Raw genomic sequence first — 16,869 nt, 5'->3', positions numbered from 1 at the left:
GTCCCATGTCCAGCTTGCATGCCGATGAGGCCTTCCTGGCCCACTACCAGTTCAGCCACGATCCGTTCGCACCGCGGGTTCCGGGGTTCAAGTTCTTCCCGGCGCAGCGCAAGCCCGTACTGGGGCAGCTGCACCACCTGGCGCGTTACAGCCAGCTGCTGCTGGCCGTCACCGGTCCGCTGGGTAGCGGCAAGACCCTGTTGCGCCAGGCCCTTGTGGCCAGTACCAACAAGGACGCCGTCTCCAGTGTGGTGATTTCCGGTCGCTCAGTGACCGATGAAGCCACTCTGCTGCGCCAGCTCGCGCAAGGCCTGGGCATCACCCAGACCAGCATCGAGGCGATCCTCGCCAAGGTCGCCCAGCTGGCGATCACCGGCCAGGACGTCTACCTGCTGGTGGATGACGCCGAGCAACTACGCGACGACGCCCTCGAAGTCCTCCTGCTGCTCGCGGCTGGCAACTCCGAAGCGCGCCTGCACGTCTTCCTGTTCGGCGAGCCCGAGCTGCTGTCGCGCCTCGAAGTGCTGTCCGAAGGCGAGGAGCGCTTCCACGCAATCGAGCTGCAGCCATACGGCGAGGAAGAAACCCGCGAGTACCTGGCGCAGCGCCTCGAGGGTGCGGGGCAGGGCATTGAGCTAATCTCGGCCGACCTGCTGGCCGACATCCACGAGCAATCCGGCGGCTGGCCCGGCACCATCAACCAGACCGCCCGCGACGCCATGATCGAGGCGATGTTGGCTGACCGCAGTGGCGAGCGCAAAGCCGCCGGTGCCGGCTTCAAGCTGCCGAAGAAGCACTTGGCGATCCTCGGCGTGGTCGCCATTGGCGTCATCGCTGCCTGGTTCATGCAAGGCAAGACCACCAAGCCGGAGACGGCGAACAACGCCGCCGCGCAGACTTCGTCGCAATTGCCGCTGGGCGGCACCGCTGCTCCGCAGCCGCAGCCGGATGCCCAGGGCAATGGCCCCTCGGTGGAATTCGCCGGCTCCAACCAGCCGCTGCCGCTGCCGCTAGTAGGTGAAAGCCAGCCGGTGATCCGTGAACCCATGGCCCAGGCCGGTGGCCAGGAAGATGCTGACGAAGGCGCCATGCCCTCTGCCGCCATCCCGCCGACCGTGACCACCACCGCGCCGCCGGTGACCCCGCTGGCGAACAATGGCCCGAAACCGCTGAACCCGGTGCCGGCGGCTCCCGTCCAGCAGCAGGTCGCGATCCAGCCAGCCCCGACGCCTGCGCCCACGCCGCGTCCGGAGCCGGTCAAGCCTGCCGCCACCGCGCCGGCCAAGCCCGTCCAGGCTGCCAAGCCGGCTGCGACCAAGCCCGCTACTACCGTTGCCAGCGCCAAGCCGGCAACCGCTGCCAGCAAACCTGCGGCTGCGACCGGTGGCAGTGCCGGCGGCAGCAGCTGGTACCAGGCCCAGTCCGGTTCGCGCTATTCGGTACAGGTGCTTGGCACCGGCTCCGAAGCCAGCGCCAAGGCCTTCATCAGCCAGCAGGGCGGTGGCGACTATCGCTACTTCCGCAAGAACCTGCAGGGCAAGCCCTTCTATGTGGTGACCTATGGCAACTTTGCCGACCGCACTGCTGCGCAGGCTGCGATCAAGAAGCTGCCGGCGAAGATCCAGGCCTCCAAGCCCTGGGCCCGTCCGTTCTCCAGCATCCAGCAGGACATCGCCGGGGCGCGCTGAAAGGTCGCACTGCCGCAATCCTGAAAAAGCCGAGCCCCGTACCACGGGGCTCGGCTTTTTTATTGGCTTGTGTCTTTTGCTGCGTTCTTATAAAAATGCGACATCGGGTGTCAGCAGTGCGTCAAAAAAAACAGTGACGTCGCTTTCCCCATGTGTACAATGACCTCCCTTTGCCTATCGGAAACTTGCCGCTTGAGCGAGTAGACAGGCGAAGTGCTTGAAGAGGGTCTGCTGACGTTTCGTCATGGCCAGGGCCGGAACCGCCGCCACGTTGGGTAAGACGTGGCACCTCGCGCGGAACGGTCATTCCAGGTGAACCAGGGGCTACAACGGCGCTGCACGATAGATGCGGCCCGAGCCTTTGGGGTGCGCGGGAAACGAGCCTGCACGGCGAAACAGGGCGATGGCGAAACGTCAGCAGACCCTGGAATTTATAAAAGTTTTGCCGGTGAGAGTTCCCTATGAAAGCAGGTCTGTACCATCCTGAGACGTTCAAGGATAACTGCGGATTCGGTCTGATCGCCCATATGACGGGCGAGGCAAGCCACGAACTTCTGCAAACCGCCATCGAAGCACTGACCTGCATGACCCACCGAGGTGGGATCAACGCGGACGGGAAAACCGGGGACGGCTGTGGGCTGCTGATCCAGAAGCCCGACCAGTTCCTGCGCGCCGTGGCCCAAGAGTCCTTCAGCGCCGAGCTGCCCGCCCAGTACGCCGTGGGCATGGTCTTCTTCAACCAGGACCCGGTGAAAGCCGAAGCCGCCCGCGCGAACATGAATCGCGAGATCGAGCGCGCCGGCCTGAAGCTGGTCGGCTGGCGCAAGGTGCCGATCGACACCAGCGTCCTGGGTCGCCTGGCGCTGGAGCGCCTGCCGCAGATCGAGCAGGTGTTCATCGGTGGTGAAGGCCTGTCCGACCAGGAATTCGCGGTCAAGCTGTTCAGCTCCCGTCGCCGCTCCTCCGTGGCCAACGCCGAGGACGCCGATCACTACATCTGCAGCTTCTCGCACAAGACCATCATCTATAAGGGCCTGATGATGCCGGCGGACCTCGCCGCCTTCTATCCGGACCTCTCCGACGAGCGCCTGAAGACCGCCATTTGCGTCTTCCACCAGCGCTTCTCGACCAACACCCTGCCGAAGTGGCCGCTGGCCCAGCCGTTCCGCCTGCTGGCGCACAACGGCGAGATCAACACCATCACCGGCAACCGCAACTGGGCCCAGGCCCGTCGCGCCAAGTTCGCCAACGAGTGGATGCCCGATCTCGACGAGCTCGGCCCGCTGGTCAACCGCGTGGGTTCGGACTCCTCCAGCATGGACAACATGCTCGAGCTGATGGTTACCGGCGGCATGGACATGTTCCGTGGCCTGCGCATGATCATTCCGCCGGCCTGGCAGAACGTCGAGACCATGGACGCCGACCTGCGCGCGTTCTACGAGTTCAACTCGCTGCACATGGAGCCGTGGGACGGCCCCGCCGGCGTCGTGCTGACCGACGGCCGCTACGCCGTCTGCCTGCTCGACCGCAACGGTCTGCGTCCCTCGCGCTGGGTCACCACCAAGAACGGCTACATCACCCTCGCCTCGGAAATCGGCGTGTGGGACTACAAGCCTGAGGACGTCATCGCCAAGGGACGTGTCGGCCCGGGCCAGATCCTCGCGGTGGACACCGAGACCGGCCAGCTGCTGCAGACCGAGGACATCGACAACCGCCTGAAGTCGCGCCACCCCTATAAGCAGTGGCTGCGCCAGAGCGCGCTGCGCATCCAGGCCACTCTGGACGATGACCAGGGCGTTGCCAGCTACGACGGCGACCAGCTCAAGCAATACATGAAGATGTTCCAGGTCACCTTCGAGGAGCGTGACCAGGTGCTGCGCCCGCTCGCCGAGCAGGGCCAGGAAGCTGTCGGCTCGATGGGCGACGACACCCCGATGGCAGTGCTGTCCAAGCGCATCCGCTCGCCGTACGACTACTTCCGTCAGGTCTTCGCGCAGGTCACCAACCCGCCGATCGACCCGCTGCGCGAAGCGATCGTGATGTCCCTGGAAACCTGTCTGGGCATCGAGCAGAACATCTTCGAAGAGTCCCCGCACCACGCCAACCAGGCGATCCTGACCACCCCGGTGATCTCCCCGGCGAAGTGGCGGACCCTGATGAACCTGGAGCGTCCGGGCTTCGACCTGCACCACATCGACCTGAACTACGATGAGTCCGTCGGCCTCGAATCGGCCGTGCGCAACATCGCCGATCAGGCCGAGGAAGCCGTGCGCGCCGGCAAGGTGCTGCTGGTGCTGTCCGACCGTCACATCGCCCCCGGCAAGCTGCCGGTGCATGCGGCCCTGGCCGTCGGCGCCGTGCATCACCGCCTGGTGCAGACCGGTCTGCGTTGCGACTCCAACATCCTGGTGGAAACCGCCACCGCCCGTGACCCTCACCACTTCGCGGTTCTCGTGGGCTTCGGCGCGTCCGCGGTTTACCCGTACCTCGCCTACGAAGTGCTGGCCGACCTGATCCGCACCGGCGAAGTGCTGGGCGATCTCTACGAGGTCTTCAAGTACTACCGCAAGGGCATCTCCAAGGGGATGCTGAAGATCCTCTCGAAGATGGGCATCTCCACCATCGCCTCCTACCGTGGCGCCCAGTTGTTCGAAGCCATCGGCCTGGCCGACGAAGTCACCGGCCTGTGCTTCCCGGGTACCCCGAGCCGCATCCAGGGGGCGCGCTTCCTCGACATCGAGAACGAGCAGAAGCTGCTGGCCAATGAAGCCTGGAACAACCGCAAGGCGATCCAGCAGGGTGGCCTGCTGAAGTTCGTTTACGGTGGCGAGTACCACGCCTACAACCCGGACGTGGTGAACACCCTGCAGGCCGCCGTGCAGCAGGGCGACTACGCCAAATTCAAGGAATACACCGCGCTGGTCGACCAGCGCCCGGTCTCCATGCTGCGCGACCTGCTCAAGGTGAAGACCAGCGAGCAGCCGCTGAGCCTGGACGAGATCGAGCCGCTGGAGTCCATCTTCAAGCGCTTCGACGCTGCCGGCATCTCCCTCGGCGCGTTGTCGCCGGAGGCCCACGAGGCCCTGGCCGAAGCGATGAACCGCCTGGGCGGCCGCTCCAACTCCGGTGAGGGTGGCGAAGACCCGGCGCGCTACGGCACGCTGAAGAGCTCGAAGATCAAGCAGGTGGCCACCGGCCGCTTCGGTGTGACCCCGGAATATCTGGTCAACGCCGAAGTCCTGCAGATCAAGGTGGCCCAGGGCGCCAAGCCTGGCGAAGGTGGCCAGCTGCCCGGTGGGAAGGTCAACGGCCTGATCGCCCGCCTGCGCTATGCAGTGCCCGGCGTGACCCTGATCTCGCCGCCGCCGCACCACGACATCTACTCCATCGAAGACCTCGCCCAGCTGATCTTCGACCTCAAGCAGGTCAACCCGCAGGCGCTGGTATCGGTGAAGCTGGTATCCGAGCCGGGCGTTGGCACCATCGCCGCCGGCGTGGCCAAGGCCTATGCCGACCTGATCACCATCTCCGGCTATGACGGCGGTACCGGCGCATCGCCGATCACCTCCATCAAGTACGCGGGTTCCCCGTGGGAGCTGGGCCTCGCCGAGGCGCACCAGACCCTGCGCGGCAACGACCTGCGCGGCAAGGTCCGGGTGCAGACCGACGGTGGCCTGAAGACCGGCCTGGACGTGATCAAGGCGGCCATCCTCGGCGCTGAGAGCTTCGGCTTCGGCACCGCGCCGATGATCGCCCTGGGCTGCAAATACCTGCGCATCTGCCACCTGAACAACTGCGCCACCGGCGTGGCCACCCAGAACGACAAGCTGCGCAAGGACCACTTCATCGGCACCGTGGACATGGTGGTGAACTTCTTCACCTTCATCGCCAGCGAAACCCGTGAGTGGCTGGCCAAGCTCGGCGTGCGCAGCCTGGAAGAACTGATCGGCCGTACCGATCTGCTGGAGATCCTGCCGGGCGAAACGCCCAAGCAGGGCAACCTCGACCTCACGCCGCTGCTGGGCAGCGACCTGATCCCGGCCGAGAAGCCGCAGTTCTGCGAAGTCGAGAAGAACCCGCCGTTCGACCAGGGCCTGCTGGCCGAGAAGATGGTCGAGCTGTCGCGTTCGGCCATCGAAGGCGCCAAGGGCGGCGAGTACGAATTGGACATCTGCAACTGCGACCGTTCCATTGGCGCACGGATTTCCGGTGAGATCGCCAAGGTCCACGGCAATCAGGGCATGGCCAAGTCGCCGATCACCTTCCGCTTCAAGGGCACCGCGGGCCAGAGCTTCGGCGTGTGGAACGCCGGCGGCCTGCACCTGTACCTGGAAGGCGATGCCAACGACTACGTCGGCAAGGGCATGACCGGCGGCAAGCTGGTCGTCACTCCGCCCAAGGGCAGCCCGTTCAAGTCGCAGGAATCGGCCATCGTCGGCAACACCTGCCTGTACGGCGCCACCGGCGGCAAGCTGTTCGCCGCCGGCACCGCGGGCGAGCGTTTCGGCGTGCGCAACTCCGGCGCCCATGCCGTGGTTGAAGGCACCGGTGACCACTGCTGCGAATACATGACCGGCGGTTTCATCTGCGTACTGGGCAAGACCGGCTACAACTTCGGCTCCGGCATGACCGGCGGCTTCGCTTATGTCCTCGACATGGACAACACCTTCGTCGACCGCGTGAACCATGAGCTGGTGGAAATCCAGCGCATCAGCGGCGAAGCGATGGAGGCCCAGCGCAACCATCTGCGCAAGGTGCTGGTCGAGTACGTGGCGGAAACGGCGAGTGAGTGGGGCGCACATCTGCTGGAGAACCTCGACGACTACCTGCGTCGGTTCTGGCTGGTGAAACCGAAGGCCGCAAGCCTCGGTTCCCTGCTGACCAGCACTCGTGCCAACCCGCAATAAGCGCCTGAAGTTTGATGAGGTCTGAAAATGTCTGAACGTCTTAACAATGACTTCCAGTTCATCGAAGTCGGGCGCAAGGATCCGAAGAAGAAGCTTCTTCGCCAGCGCAAGCGCGAGTTCGTGGAAATCTACGACCTGTTCAAGCCGCAGCAGGCGGCTGACCAGGCCCACCGTTGCCTGGGCTGCGGCAACCCGTACTGCGAGTGGAAGTGCCCGGTACACAACTTCATCCCCAACTGGTTGAAGCTGGTCTCCGAAGGCAACATCCTCGCCGCCGCCGAACTGTCCCACCAGACCAACACCCTGCCGGAAGTCTGCGGCCGGGTGTGCCCGCAGGACCGCCTGTGCGAAGGCGCCTGCACCCTGAACGACGGCTTCGGTGCGGTCACCATCGGCTCGGTGGAGAAGTACATCACCGACACTGCCTTCGCCATGGGTTGGCGCCCTGACATGTCCAAGGTCAAGCCCACCGGCAAGCGCGTCGCCGTCATCGGCGCGGGCCCGGCGGGCCTGGGCTGCGCCGACGTGCTGGTGCGCAATGGCGTGGCCCCTGTGGTGTTCGACAAGAACCCGGAAATCGGCGGCCTGCTGACCTTCGGCATCCCCGAGTTCAAGCTGGAGAAGCAGGTGCTCTCGCGCCGTCGTGAAGTCTTCACCGGCATGGGCATCGAGTTCCGCCTGAACACCGAGATCGGCAAGGACGTCACCATGGAGCAGTTGCTCGATGAGTACGATGCCGTGTTCATGGGCATGGGCACCTACACCTACATGAAAGGCGGCTTCCCTGGCGAAGACCTGCCCGGCGTGCACGATGCGCTGGACTTCCTGATCGCCAACGTGAACCGTAACCTGGGCTTCGAGAAGTCGCCGGAAGACTTCGTCGACATGAAGGGCAAGCGCGTCGTGGTACTGGGCGGTGGCGACACCGCGATGGACTGCAACCGCACCTCCATCCGCCAGGGCGCCAAGAGCGTGACCTGCGCCTACCGCCGTGACGAAGAGAACATGCCCGGCTCGCGCAAAGAGGTGAAGAACGCCAAGGAAGAAGGCGTGAAGTTCCTCTTCAACCGCCAGCCCATCGCCATCGTCGGCGAGGACAAGGTGGAAGGCGTGAAGGTGGTCGAGACCCGCCTCGGCGAGCCGGACGCCCGTGGCCGTCGCAGCCCCGAGCCGATCCCGGGTTCCGAGGAAATCATCCCGGCAGAAGCCGTGCTGATCGCCTTCGGCTTCCGCCCGAGCCCGGCCCCGTGGTTCGACCAGCACCAGGTGGAAATCGACAGCCAGGGCCGCGTCATCGCCCCGGCTGCCTCGCAGTTCAAGCACCAGACCAGCAACCCGAAGATCTTCGCGGGTGGCGACATGGTCCGCGGTTCCGACCTGGTGGTGACCGCGATCTTCGAAGGCCGCACCGCCGCCGAAGGCATCCTGGACTACCTGGGCGTCTGAGTGCGATCCACGAAGGGCGGGTAACGCCTCTGGCGTTATGCGCCCTTCGTGGATGACGCAGCGACAAACTGTCGCGATAGACAAAAGGCACGGCACCCGCCGTGCCTTTTCTTTTGGGCTTTGCGAAAATACCCGCACTTTTTTGCCGGATGCCGTTATGACTGCCTTGAAGAACGATCGCTTCCTCCGCGCCCTGCTCAAGCAGCCCGTCGATGTCACTCCTGTCTGGATGATGCGCCAGGCCGGCCGCTACCTGCCGGAGTACCGCGCCACCCGCGCCAAGGCCGGTGACTTCATGAGCCTGTGCATGAACCCGCAGATGGCCTGCGAAGTGACCCTGCAGCCGCTGGATCGCTACCCGCAGCTGGACGCGGCGATCCTCTTCTCCGACATCCTCACCATCCCCGACGCCATGGGCCAGGGTCTGTACTTCGAGACCGGCGAAGGCCCGCGCTTCAAGAAGGTCGTCAGCAACCTGGCCGACATCGAAGCCCTGCCGATCCCTGATCCGGAAAAGGACCTTGGCTACGTGATGGACGCCGTGCGTACCATCCGCCGCGAACTGAACGGCCGTGTGCCGCTGATCGGCTTCTCCGGCAGCCCCTGGACCCTGGCCACCTACATGGTCGAAGGTGGTTCCAGCCGTGACTTCCGCAAGACCAAGGCGATGCTCTACGAAAACCCGCAGGCCCTGCACGCGCTGCTGGACAAGCTGGCGCAGTCGGTCACCAGCTACCTGAATGGCCAGATTCTCGCGGGCGCACAGGCGGTGCAGATCTTCGATTCCTGGGGTGGTGCGCTGTCGGCAGCGGCGTACCAGGAATTCTCCCTGGCCTACATGCAGAAGATCGTCGACGGCCTGATCCGCGAACATGAAGGGCGCCGTGTGCCGGTGATCCTCTTCACCAAGGGTGGCGGCCTGTGGCTGGAGTCCATGGCCAATACCGGCGCCGAAGCGCTGGGCCTGGACTGGACCTGCGACATCGGCAGCGCTCGCGCCCGCGTCGGCGACAAGGTGGCCCTGCAGGGCAACATGGACCCGGCGGTGCTCTACGCCAGGCCGGAAGCCATCCGCGCTGAAGTGGCGCGTATCCTCGGTTCCTTCGGTAATGGCAATGGCCACGTGTTCAACCTTGGCCATGGTGTCACCCCGGAAGTCGATCCTGCCCATGCCGGCGCCTTCTTCGAGGCGGTGCACGAGCTGTCGGCGCAGTACCACTGAGCCTGATGCTTGATTGAAAAAGTCCCGTATTTGCGAGGCTTTTTTGTATCTAGTGCAGGCCTGCGAAGTGGGCTTTCTGTAGGAGCGGAGCTTCTCCGCGATGCTTTTTGCGTTGGGTTTGGAGTTTCAGCGCCGCTTCGACGTGCGTGCGGACGCTGTATTTCGCCCCCTCGGGCGACCTACTTTGGCAAACGCCCCAAAGTAGGCAAAGGTCTTGCCCGGACATCCGGTTTTTCGCCTAGGCGAAAAATACCCTCGTTGAAACGAAGTTTCAGGGGCACGCGCTTACGGGCCATCCCTGGCCCGACAGCGCTCTCGCGACATCCATGTCGCTCAACCCCTGAAACTCCGCTTCAACGAGGCCTCCTGAACGGGGCAGTTGGAGTGTGCGGGTGTTTCTCTGGAAGACCTTAAGAGCCAGAGCTAAAGCAAAGCGGGGCATCGGCTATTCGTAGGAGCAAGGGGGACGCCATCGTTATTGCTCGCGAACCGCAACGCACGAGGTTCCACGACGCAATGAAAAAGCCCCGCTCTGCAGCGGGGCTTCTTCATTCCCTCAAGGAGCCTCAGGCCCCTTCAGAGTGCATCACGCAGCATCGCCCACCAGGCCGGCGGCGCGCTGGGACTTGCGGCGGTTGGACACCAGCAGGCCGGAGCAGACCACCACGACGGTCAGCAGGGTAGTAGCGACCACTTCCATGCGGTGGTCCGGGCGGATCAGCATGATCACCAGAGCGCCGACGATGAAGAGGATCACCGCCCAGGTCAGCCAGGGGAACAGCCACATCTTCAGCTTCAACTGGTGGCCCTGGGCGAGCAGCTTCTTGCGCATGCGCAGCTGTGACATGGCGATCACCAGGTACACCAGCAAGGCAATGGCGCCGGAGCTGGCCAGCAGGAAGTTGAACACTTCGGCCGGGGCCAGGTAGTTGGCGAAGGTGCACAGGAAGGCCATGGCGGTGGACAGCAGCACGGCGTAGACCGGGGTGCGGCTGGCGCTGGTCACCTGGGCGATCTTCGGCGCGTCACCGCGCTTGCTCAGGGAGTACATCATGCGCGAAGCGGTATAGAGCGCCGAGTTCAGGCAGCTGGTCACCGAGACAAGCACGATGATGTCGACGATCAGCTTGGCGTAGGGGATATGCAGGTGTTCCAGTACGGTCTGGTAGGAGCCCATGCTCACCAGGCGCGGGTCGTTCCACGGCACCAGGCAGACCACGATCAGGATCGACAGCAGGTAGAACAGCGCGATACGCCAGATCACCGAATTGGTAGCGCGGGTGATCTGCTGCTCCGGGTCCTTGGATTCGGTGGCGGCGATGGTGACGATTTCCGAGCCCATGAAGGAGAACATGGTGGTCAGCAGGGCGGCGAGCACGGCGCCCCAGCCCTTGGGCAGGAAGCCTTCGCTGGTCAGGTGGCCGATGCCGGAGACTTCGCTGTTGGGCGAGAAGCCGAAGATGGCCGCACAGCCCAGCACCAGGAAAGCGATGATCGAAACGACCTTGATCAGCGCCAGCCAGAACTCGAACTCACCGTAGTTCTTCACGCTGAACAGGTTGGTCACGGTTAGCGCCGAGGTGATCAGGAAGGCCAGTACCCAGATCGGGGCGCCGGGGAACCAGGCATGGATGATGGCCGCGGCGGCGTTGGCTTCCAGCGGAATAACCAGGACCCAGAACCACCAGTACAGCCAGCCGATGGTGAAGCCGGCCCAGTGACCGATGGCGCGGTCGGCGTAGGTGGAGAAGGAGCCGCTGTCCGGCTGCGCGACGGCCATTTCGGCCAGCATGCGCATCACCAGGACCACCAGCAGGCCGGCGACCAGATAGGAAATCATGACGGCCGGGCCGGCTTCGGCGATGGCGTGGCCGGAGCCTACGAACAGGCCTGCGCCGATGGCGCCGGCGATCGAAAGCATCGTGACGTGACGATTTTGCAGGCCCTGGGAGAGCCCGGAGGTTGGGGTGCTGCTCATGCTTTACCTACAACTACGGAGGGAATTGCGTACTGCGGGAGTCGAGGTCCGTTTCAGGATTCCAACAAGTCGTTCGACATTGTGAACGCAAGGATCGCGCCACACTTTGTTACGACTTAAGTCGTAGGTTGGGAATTTATCCTACAACGCCCGCCTGGCAGGCGTTGTCGGATATGAGATTAATGTCTTTGCACGACAGTTCCATGTCGTTTTCAGGCATGCACGATGTCGTGTGTGTAGAAACTACCCAGCTTTGTTGAGTCCAGGAAGGTCGCACGGTAACACTGGCAGGCGTGCCAGGTGCAGGGCCACCAGCAGGCCGATGCCCAGCAGGCTGGCGATGAACAGGCCCACGCCGTTCCAACCGTACTGGTGCCAGAACAGCCCGCCAGCGGTGCCGGCGACGCTGGAGCCGACGTAGTAGCTGAACAGGTACAGAGAGGAGGCCTGGCCTTTGGCTTTCAGAGCGCGGCGGCCGATCCAGCTGCTGGCCACCGAATGCGCGCCGAAGAAGCCGAAGGTGAAGATCAGCAGACCGACCAGGACCACGGCCAGCGGTTGCAGCAGGGTGATCAGCACGCCGCCGAGCATCAGCGCGATCATCGCCCAGAGCACCTTGCGCCGGCCCAGCTTGTCGGCCAGCGAACCGACCCACGCCGAGCTGTAGATGCCCGAGAGGTAGACCAGCGAGAGCACGCCGACGATGGCCTGGCTCAGGTGATAAGGCTCAGCCAGCAGGCGATAGCCGATGTAGTTGAACAGGGTGACGAAGGCACCCATCAGCAGGAAGGCTTCGAGAAACAGCCAGGGCAGGCCGGCATCGCGGAAGTGCCCGGTGAAGCCCTCGATGAGCCGGCGCGGCTTGAGCGGTGCCGGGCGGAAGTTCTTCGATTCGGGAAGGATGCGCCAGAACAGCAGGGCCGCGGCCAGGGCGAGCACGCCCAGGGTGGCTAGCGCCACGTGCCAGTTCACGTAGTCCACCAGCACACCGCTGATCAGCCGTCCGCTCATGCCGCCAATGGCGTTGCCCCCGATGTACAGCCCCATGGACAGCCCGATGTGCTGCGGGTGGATTTCCTCCGACAGGTAGGTCATGCCCACCGCCGCCAGGCCGCTGAGGGAAAGGCCGAGTAGCGCGCGCATGGCCAGTACGCCGTGCCAGGTCGGCATCAGCGAGCTGCCGATGGTGAACAGCGCCGCGAAGATCAGCGAGGCGACCATGATCGATTTGCGACCGATGGCGTCGGAGATCGGGCCGGTGACCAGCAGGCCGAAGGCCATGGTGATGGTGGAGATCGACAGCACCAGGCTGCTCTGCGCGGCGGTCAGGCTGAACGCCTTGGACAACACCGGCATCATCGGCTGCACACAGTAGAGCAGGGCGAAGGTGGCGAAGCCGCCGGAGAACAACGCAAGCGATGTGCGCATGAATTCCGGGGTGCCTTTCTCGATGTAGGTTTCGATCTCTTCGACGGCGCGCACCACGTCGTCGTTGGCTTCACGCGCGCTTTCGCGCAGGTCAGGCAGCACCTCTACCGGATCGTTGGCGGCGGACGGCTCTTGGATGACAGCCGGTTCGGCCGCCATGGAATGTTCTTCCCGCAAAGCCCGCAGGGCAGGTTGACTCACGACACACCTCAGGTTGGTAAAAGCAGGAGGGCCTGGAATGGCGGCAAAGGCCCGCGCGGCCAGGCAGAGAGCAGGTTGGTAGTCGTTATTGGGCTTGTGTGGAAAGGATAAGGAGCGGGATTTATTATTTCCAATATATTAATCGACACGTTTGAGTCGTTTTACGAATCATTGATGGCGGGGGCCGGATGGAGCTGCGACACCTGCGTTATTTCATCGCCGTGGCGGAAGAATTGCACTTCGGCCGCGCCGCCGAGCAGCTGGGAATTTCCCAGCCGCCCCTCAGCCAGCAGATCCAGGCGTTGGAGGAAGAGATCGGCGCGCGCTTGCTGGAGCGAACCAACCGCCGTGTGGCGCTCACCGAGGCCGGCAAGCTGTTTCTCGACGAAGCGCGGCAGGTGCTGCAGCAGGTGGATCGCGCCGTCTTGCTGGCGCGGCGTGCGCATCAGGGCGAGATCGGCGAGCTGAAGGTCGGCTTCACCGCCTCGGCGCCGTTCACCTCCAGCATTCCGCGCGCCATCCTGGCGTTCCGCCAGGCCTACCCGGATGTGCATCTGGACCTGCAGGAGCTGAGCAGCGGCCAGGCAGTGCAGGCGCTGCTGGAAGAGCGCGTGCAGGTCGGCCTGATCCGCCCGATCCCGCTGCCGGAAACCCTCGAAGCCGTGGAGCTGTTCAGCGAGCCGCTGGTGGCAGTGCTGCGTGCCGATCACCCGCTGGCGCAGGCCAGCCAGGAGGGTCTGGAGTTCGCCTTGCTGGCGGACGAGCCGTTCGTGTTCTTCCCGCGCAGCTATGGCACGGGCCTCTACAGTCAGCTGATGGCGCTGTCGCGGCAGGCCGGCTTCAGCCCTCGCATCGCCCAGGAAGCGGGCGAGGCGATGACCATCATCGGCCTGGTGGCCGCAGGGCTCGGCGTCTCGATGCTACCGGCGTCGTTCCGTCGGACGCGGGTGGATGGCGTGGTCTATCGCACCCTGAGCGATCCGGGCGCGACCAGTTCGGTGTGGTTGGTGCGACGGCGCAACGAGACGTCGCGCCTGGCGCAGTCGTTCTTCGACCTGGTGACCCAGGAAGTGACAGCCCTCCACAGCGGACCAGGCGCCGTCGGTCTCGAGATCAGGCGCTGAAACCTTGGTTGGCCACTGTTGGGACGCTGGTATGAATGGTCAGGAGCCGCCGAGCGGTCGTGTGGCGAAGGGTGCTCGCCCTTGTCATGGGCTTTGCATAGAATCCCGAAGTCTTGAATGGTTCTGGAGGGATGGCTCATGCGGCGCGTGGTGTTCAATCAGAAGGGCGGGGTCGGCAAGTCCAGCATCGCCTGCAACCTGGCGGCAGTGAGCGCAGCGGAGGGCTATCGCACCTTGCTGGTGGACCTGGATGCCCAGGCCAACTCCACGCACTACCTCACCGGCCTGACCGGCGAGGACCTGCCGGTGGGCATCGCCGACTTCTTCAAGCAGACGCTGTCTTCCGGGCCTTTCAGTCGCAAGGGCAAGGTCGATATCTACGAGACGCCCTTCGACAACCTGCACATCGTCACCGCCAGCCCGGAGCTGGCGGACCTGCAGCCCAAGCTCGAGCAGAAGCACAAGATCAATAAGCTGCGCAAACTGCTGGACGAGCTGTCCGAAGACTACGATCGCATCTACCTGGATACCCCGCCGGCGCTGAACTTCTATACGGTTTCTGCGCTAATCGCCGCTGATCGCTGCCTGATCCCCTTTGATTGCGACAGTTTCTCCCGTCAGGCGCTTTACGGCCTGCTGCAGGAGATCGAAGAGCTGAAGGAAGACCACAACGAAGAGCTGGAAGTCGAAGGCATCGTGGTCAACCAGTTCCAGCCGCGCGCGACCCTGCCGCAGCAACTGCTGGATGAGCTGGTGGAAGAGGAACTGCCGGTGCTGCCGGTGTACCTGATGAGCTCGGTGAAGATGCGCGAGTCGCACCAGGCCTGCACCCCGCTGATCTTCCTCGAGCCGCGGCACAAACTGACCCAGCAGTTCGTCGAACTGCACAGCCTGCTGGAAGCCTGAACGCTTACTGGCTGATCAGCACATCGCAGGGCGGCCGGCGCAGGAAATAGCGCGTCGAGCTGCCCAGCATGGCCTGCTCGATGGCGCCGCGGCTGCGGCTGCCGAGCACCAGCAGGTCCGGCGTCCATTCCCGTAATGCCGTTTCCAGCGCCTGCTGGGGCGTGCCCTGCTGCACTGCGCAAAGCAATTGCGGTCCGGCGGCCGGCACCTGCGTGCGCTCATCCTGCAGCGCCTGGCGTAGCAGTTCGCGCTGGGTGTCGAGGTGGCTGTCGACGCGCCCGGCCCTCTTGCCTGGCTGGTAGGCATTGAGCGCCAGCAGCTCGGCGTCGGGCGCGAGCAGTCGGTAACCGGCGCGCCAGGCCTGGCAGGCGCAGTGCGACAGGTCCAGGCCGGCAAGAGCCTTCGCGTAAGGTTTGGCCGATTCGTCCACGGCCAGCAGGATCGGCGCGCGGCAATGTCGGGCGATGCGCTCCAGGGTGGTGCCATCGAAGCGCTCCAGCAACTGCTGATGGTGCGCACCGATCACCAGCAGGTCGGCGTTCAGTTCCTGCACTGCCTGGGTGACCGTATTCGCCGCGCGGCCCTGGCGGATCACCAACTGGTAGTCGGTGATGTCACTGGCGCGGGCCGCATCGCGCAGCGCCACTTCGGCGGCTTCGCGCACCGTGGTCATCATGCGGTCGGGAAAGAATTCCTCGATGACGTGCAGCAGCGTGACGCTGGCACCGTGCTGGCGGGCCAGCTGGGCGGCGCGGCGCACGGCGATATCCGCCTCGACGCTGAGGTCGTGGGCGACGAGCAGGTTCCTGTACATGGTGGGCTCCCTCTGTGGCGCCTCCACTGTCGCGCCACGTAGGAAATTTCACCTTGATGCAGGGCAATGGCCCGGATTCAGCGGCTGCGCAGCTGATAGATGGCGTGGCTTTCGGCGACGACGTTGCCGTCTTCGTCCTTCAGTTGCAGGTCGAGGACGAATTCGGCCTTGCCGAGGTTCGTGGCTTCCTCGCCGATACGCTGGATGTCCTCTTCGCTGAGCCGCGCCTCGACCGTCACGTCGCTCGCTGCAGGGCGCAGGAAACGCAGGCCGGCTTCCTTGACGATGGGATAGAAGTGCCGGGCGTCGAAGCTGGTCAGCATCAGCACGCCGCCGGGCAGTTCGGCCACGGTAAACAGTGCGCCGGCGTACATGTTGCGCAGGTGGTTTTCGTTGCCCTTGAGCGGCATGCGCAGGCGCACGAGGCCCGGTTCCAGCACCTCGGCCTTTAGGCCGGTGCGCTTGACGAAGGCGATGTGCTCTTCGGTGAGTTGACGGATGAATTCCAGGTTATGACGCATGGGCGCGCTCCGATTCGCCAGCGGGGTGTGCACCCAAGCCTAGCCACACCACGCGGCCTGGCAATGACCGCGTGGATTGACCGAAACGCTCGCCTTCAGATGCCCTGGCGGGATAGCCAGTCGAGCAGTTGCGGCAGCGGCATCGCACCGCTCTGGCGCGCCACTTCCTGGCCATTGCGCAGCAGGATCAGGCTCGGGATCGAGCGGATGCCCAGACGCGTGGAGAGGTTCGGGTTGGCGTCGCTGTCCAGCTTGGCCAGACGCACCTTGCCCGACAGCCGCGCGGCGGCCTGCTCGAACACCGGCGCAAAGCCCTTGCACGGCCCGCACCAGTCGGCCCAGACGTCCACCAGCAACGGCAAGTCGCCCTTGGCCTGGGCGGAGAAGCCGGCCTCGTCAAGGTCGAACGGCGTATCCAGCACGATCGGTGACTGGCAGCGCCCGCAACTGGGCGAATCGTTCACCCGCGTGGCGGGCACGCGGTTCAGGCCGTTGCAGTTGGGGCAGGGGATGATCAGGGAATCGGACATGGCGGGGCTCCAGAGGCTATGAAGCAAAGATGGAGTCTCGGAGGTCCGATCTCAACGGCACCTTGAATGCTTTTCCGAAGATGGGCCGACTTGGATGTCGGCCC

Annotated in this window: 11 protein-coding genes; 6 read left to right on the top strand and 5 right to left on the bottom strand. The window is 64.4% G+C overall.

Features of this window, described 5'->3' with window-relative positions; all coding sequences use genetic code 11:
* Nucleotides 1–5 precede the first annotated feature (5 nt).
* From ACIPK7_RS25850 to hemE, 4 genes are all read left to right on the top strand, one after another.
* Entirely contained in the window at nucleotides 6–1,688 is a 1,683-nt protein-coding gene (locus ACIPK7_RS25850) for an AAA family ATPase (protein ID WP_401091049.1), read from the top strand.
* 461 nt (nucleotides 1,689–2,149) lie between these two features.
* Entirely contained in the window at nucleotides 2,150–6,595 is a 4,446-nt protein-coding gene (gltB, locus tag ACIPK7_RS25845; protein WP_401091047.1) for a glutamate synthase large subunit, read from the top strand.
* Between the two features lie 27 nt (nucleotides 6,596–6,622).
* Nucleotides 6,623–8,041, top strand: coding sequence for an FAD-dependent oxidoreductase (locus ACIPK7_RS25840; RefSeq protein ID WP_138213938.1), 1,419 nt, complete (start codon nucleotides 6,623–6,625; stop codon nucleotides 8,039–8,041).
* Nucleotides 8,042–8,198: 157 nt separating this feature from the next.
* A complete protein-coding gene (hemE, locus tag ACIPK7_RS25835; RefSeq protein ID WP_401091045.1) occupies nucleotides 8,199–9,263 on the top strand; it encodes a uroporphyrinogen decarboxylase in 1,065 nt (354 codons plus the stop codon).
* Between the two features lie 586 nt (nucleotides 9,264–9,849).
* Here hemE and gabP read toward each other — a convergent pair.
* Both gabP and ACIPK7_RS25825 read right to left on the bottom strand, forming a co-directional pair.
* On the bottom strand, nucleotides 9,850–11,241 hold the full coding sequence (gabP, locus tag ACIPK7_RS25830; protein ID WP_401091043.1) for a GABA permease: 1,392 nt from the start codon (nucleotides 11,239–11,241) through the stop codon (nucleotides 9,850–9,852).
* Nucleotides 11,242–11,484: 243 nt separating this feature from the next.
* Complete coding sequence (locus ACIPK7_RS25825; RefSeq protein WP_401091041.1) at nucleotides 11,485–12,828, bottom strand: MFS transporter; 1,344 nt, start codon at nucleotides 12,826–12,828, stop codon at nucleotides 11,485–11,487.
* Nucleotides 12,829–13,058: 230 nt separating this feature from the next.
* Here ACIPK7_RS25825 and ACIPK7_RS25820 point away from each other — a divergent pair, with 230 nt between their 5' ends.
* Both ACIPK7_RS25820 and ACIPK7_RS25815 read left to right on the top strand, forming a co-directional pair.
* Nucleotides 13,059–13,994, top strand: coding sequence for a LysR family transcriptional regulator (locus tag ACIPK7_RS25820; protein ID WP_192435953.1), 936 nt, complete (start codon nucleotides 13,059–13,061; stop codon nucleotides 13,992–13,994).
* A gap of 138 nt (nucleotides 13,995–14,132) precedes the next feature.
* Nucleotides 14,133–14,900, top strand: coding sequence for a ParA family protein (locus ACIPK7_RS25815; RefSeq protein ID WP_192435955.1), 768 nt, complete (start codon nucleotides 14,133–14,135; stop codon nucleotides 14,898–14,900).
* Nucleotides 14,901–14,904: 4 nt separating this feature from the next.
* Here ACIPK7_RS25815 and ACIPK7_RS25810 read toward each other — a convergent pair whose 3' ends face one another.
* The 3 genes from ACIPK7_RS25810 to trxC all read right to left on the bottom strand — a co-directional run bounded on the left by ACIPK7_RS25810 (nucleotide 14,905) and on the right by trxC (nucleotide 16,765).
* Nucleotides 14,905–15,714, bottom strand: a complete 810-nt coding sequence (locus tag ACIPK7_RS25810) for a universal stress protein (RefSeq protein ID WP_401091038.1) — start codon at nucleotides 15,712–15,714, stop codon at nucleotides 14,905–14,907.
* Between the two features lie 77 nt (nucleotides 15,715–15,791).
* A complete protein-coding gene (locus tag ACIPK7_RS25805) occupies nucleotides 15,792–16,235 on the bottom strand; it encodes a YiiD C-terminal domain-containing protein (RefSeq protein ID WP_192435958.1) in 444 nt (147 codons plus the stop codon).
* 95 nt (nucleotides 16,236–16,330) lie between these two features.
* A complete protein-coding gene (gene trxC, locus ACIPK7_RS25800; RefSeq protein WP_192435959.1) occupies nucleotides 16,331–16,765 on the bottom strand; it encodes a thioredoxin TrxC in 435 nt (144 codons plus the stop codon).
* Nucleotides 16,766–16,869: the final 104 nt, after the last annotated feature.

This window comes from Pseudomonas sp. NPDC086581, from assembly GCF_044746165.1.
GTDB lineage: Bacteria > Pseudomonadota > Gammaproteobacteria > Pseudomonadales > Pseudomonadaceae > Pseudomonas.
The sequence above is the reverse complement of the archived record's forward strand: the minus strand, read 5'-3'. Positions and strand labels throughout refer to the sequence as shown.

What these genes read in the sequence shown, in the direction of transcription:
- ACIPK7_RS25850 (WP_401091049.1), top strand. Translation starts at nt 6, where the DNA reads ATGTCCAGCTTGCATGCCGATGAGGCCTTCCTGGCCCACTACCAGTTC.
- gltB (WP_401091047.1), top strand. Translation starts at nt 2,150, where the DNA reads ATGAAAGCAGGTCTGTACCATCCTGAGACGTTCAAGGATAACTGCGGA.
- ACIPK7_RS25840 (WP_138213938.1), top strand. Translation starts at nt 6,623, where the DNA reads ATGTCTGAACGTCTTAACAATGACTTCCAGTTCATCGAAGTCGGGCGC.
- hemE (WP_401091045.1), top strand. Translation starts at nt 8,199, where the DNA reads ATGACTGCCTTGAAGAACGATCGCTTCCTCCGCGCCCTGCTCAAGCAG.
- gabP (WP_401091043.1), bottom strand. Translation starts at nt 11,241, where the DNA reads ATGAGCAGCACCCCAACCTCCGGGCTCTCCCAGGGCCTGCAAAATCGT.
- ACIPK7_RS25825 (WP_401091041.1), bottom strand. Translation starts at nt 12,828, where the DNA reads ATGGCGGCCGAACCGGCTGTCATCCAAGAGCCGTCCGCCGCCAACGAT.
- ACIPK7_RS25820 (WP_192435953.1), top strand. Translation starts at nt 13,059, where the DNA reads ATGGAGCTGCGACACCTGCGTTATTTCATCGCCGTGGCGGAAGAATTG.
- ACIPK7_RS25815 (WP_192435955.1), top strand. Translation starts at nt 14,133, where the DNA reads ATGCGGCGCGTGGTGTTCAATCAGAAGGGCGGGGTCGGCAAGTCCAGC.
- ACIPK7_RS25810 (WP_401091038.1), bottom strand. Translation starts at nt 15,714, where the DNA reads ATGTACAGGAACCTGCTCGTCGCCCACGACCTCAGCGTCGAGGCGGAT.
- ACIPK7_RS25805 (WP_192435958.1), bottom strand. Translation starts at nt 16,235, where the DNA reads ATGCGTCATAACCTGGAATTCATCCGTCAACTCACCGAAGAGCACATC.
- trxC (WP_192435959.1), bottom strand. Translation starts at nt 16,765, where the DNA reads ATGTCCGATTCCCTGATCATCCCCTGCCCCAACTGCAACGGCCTGAAC.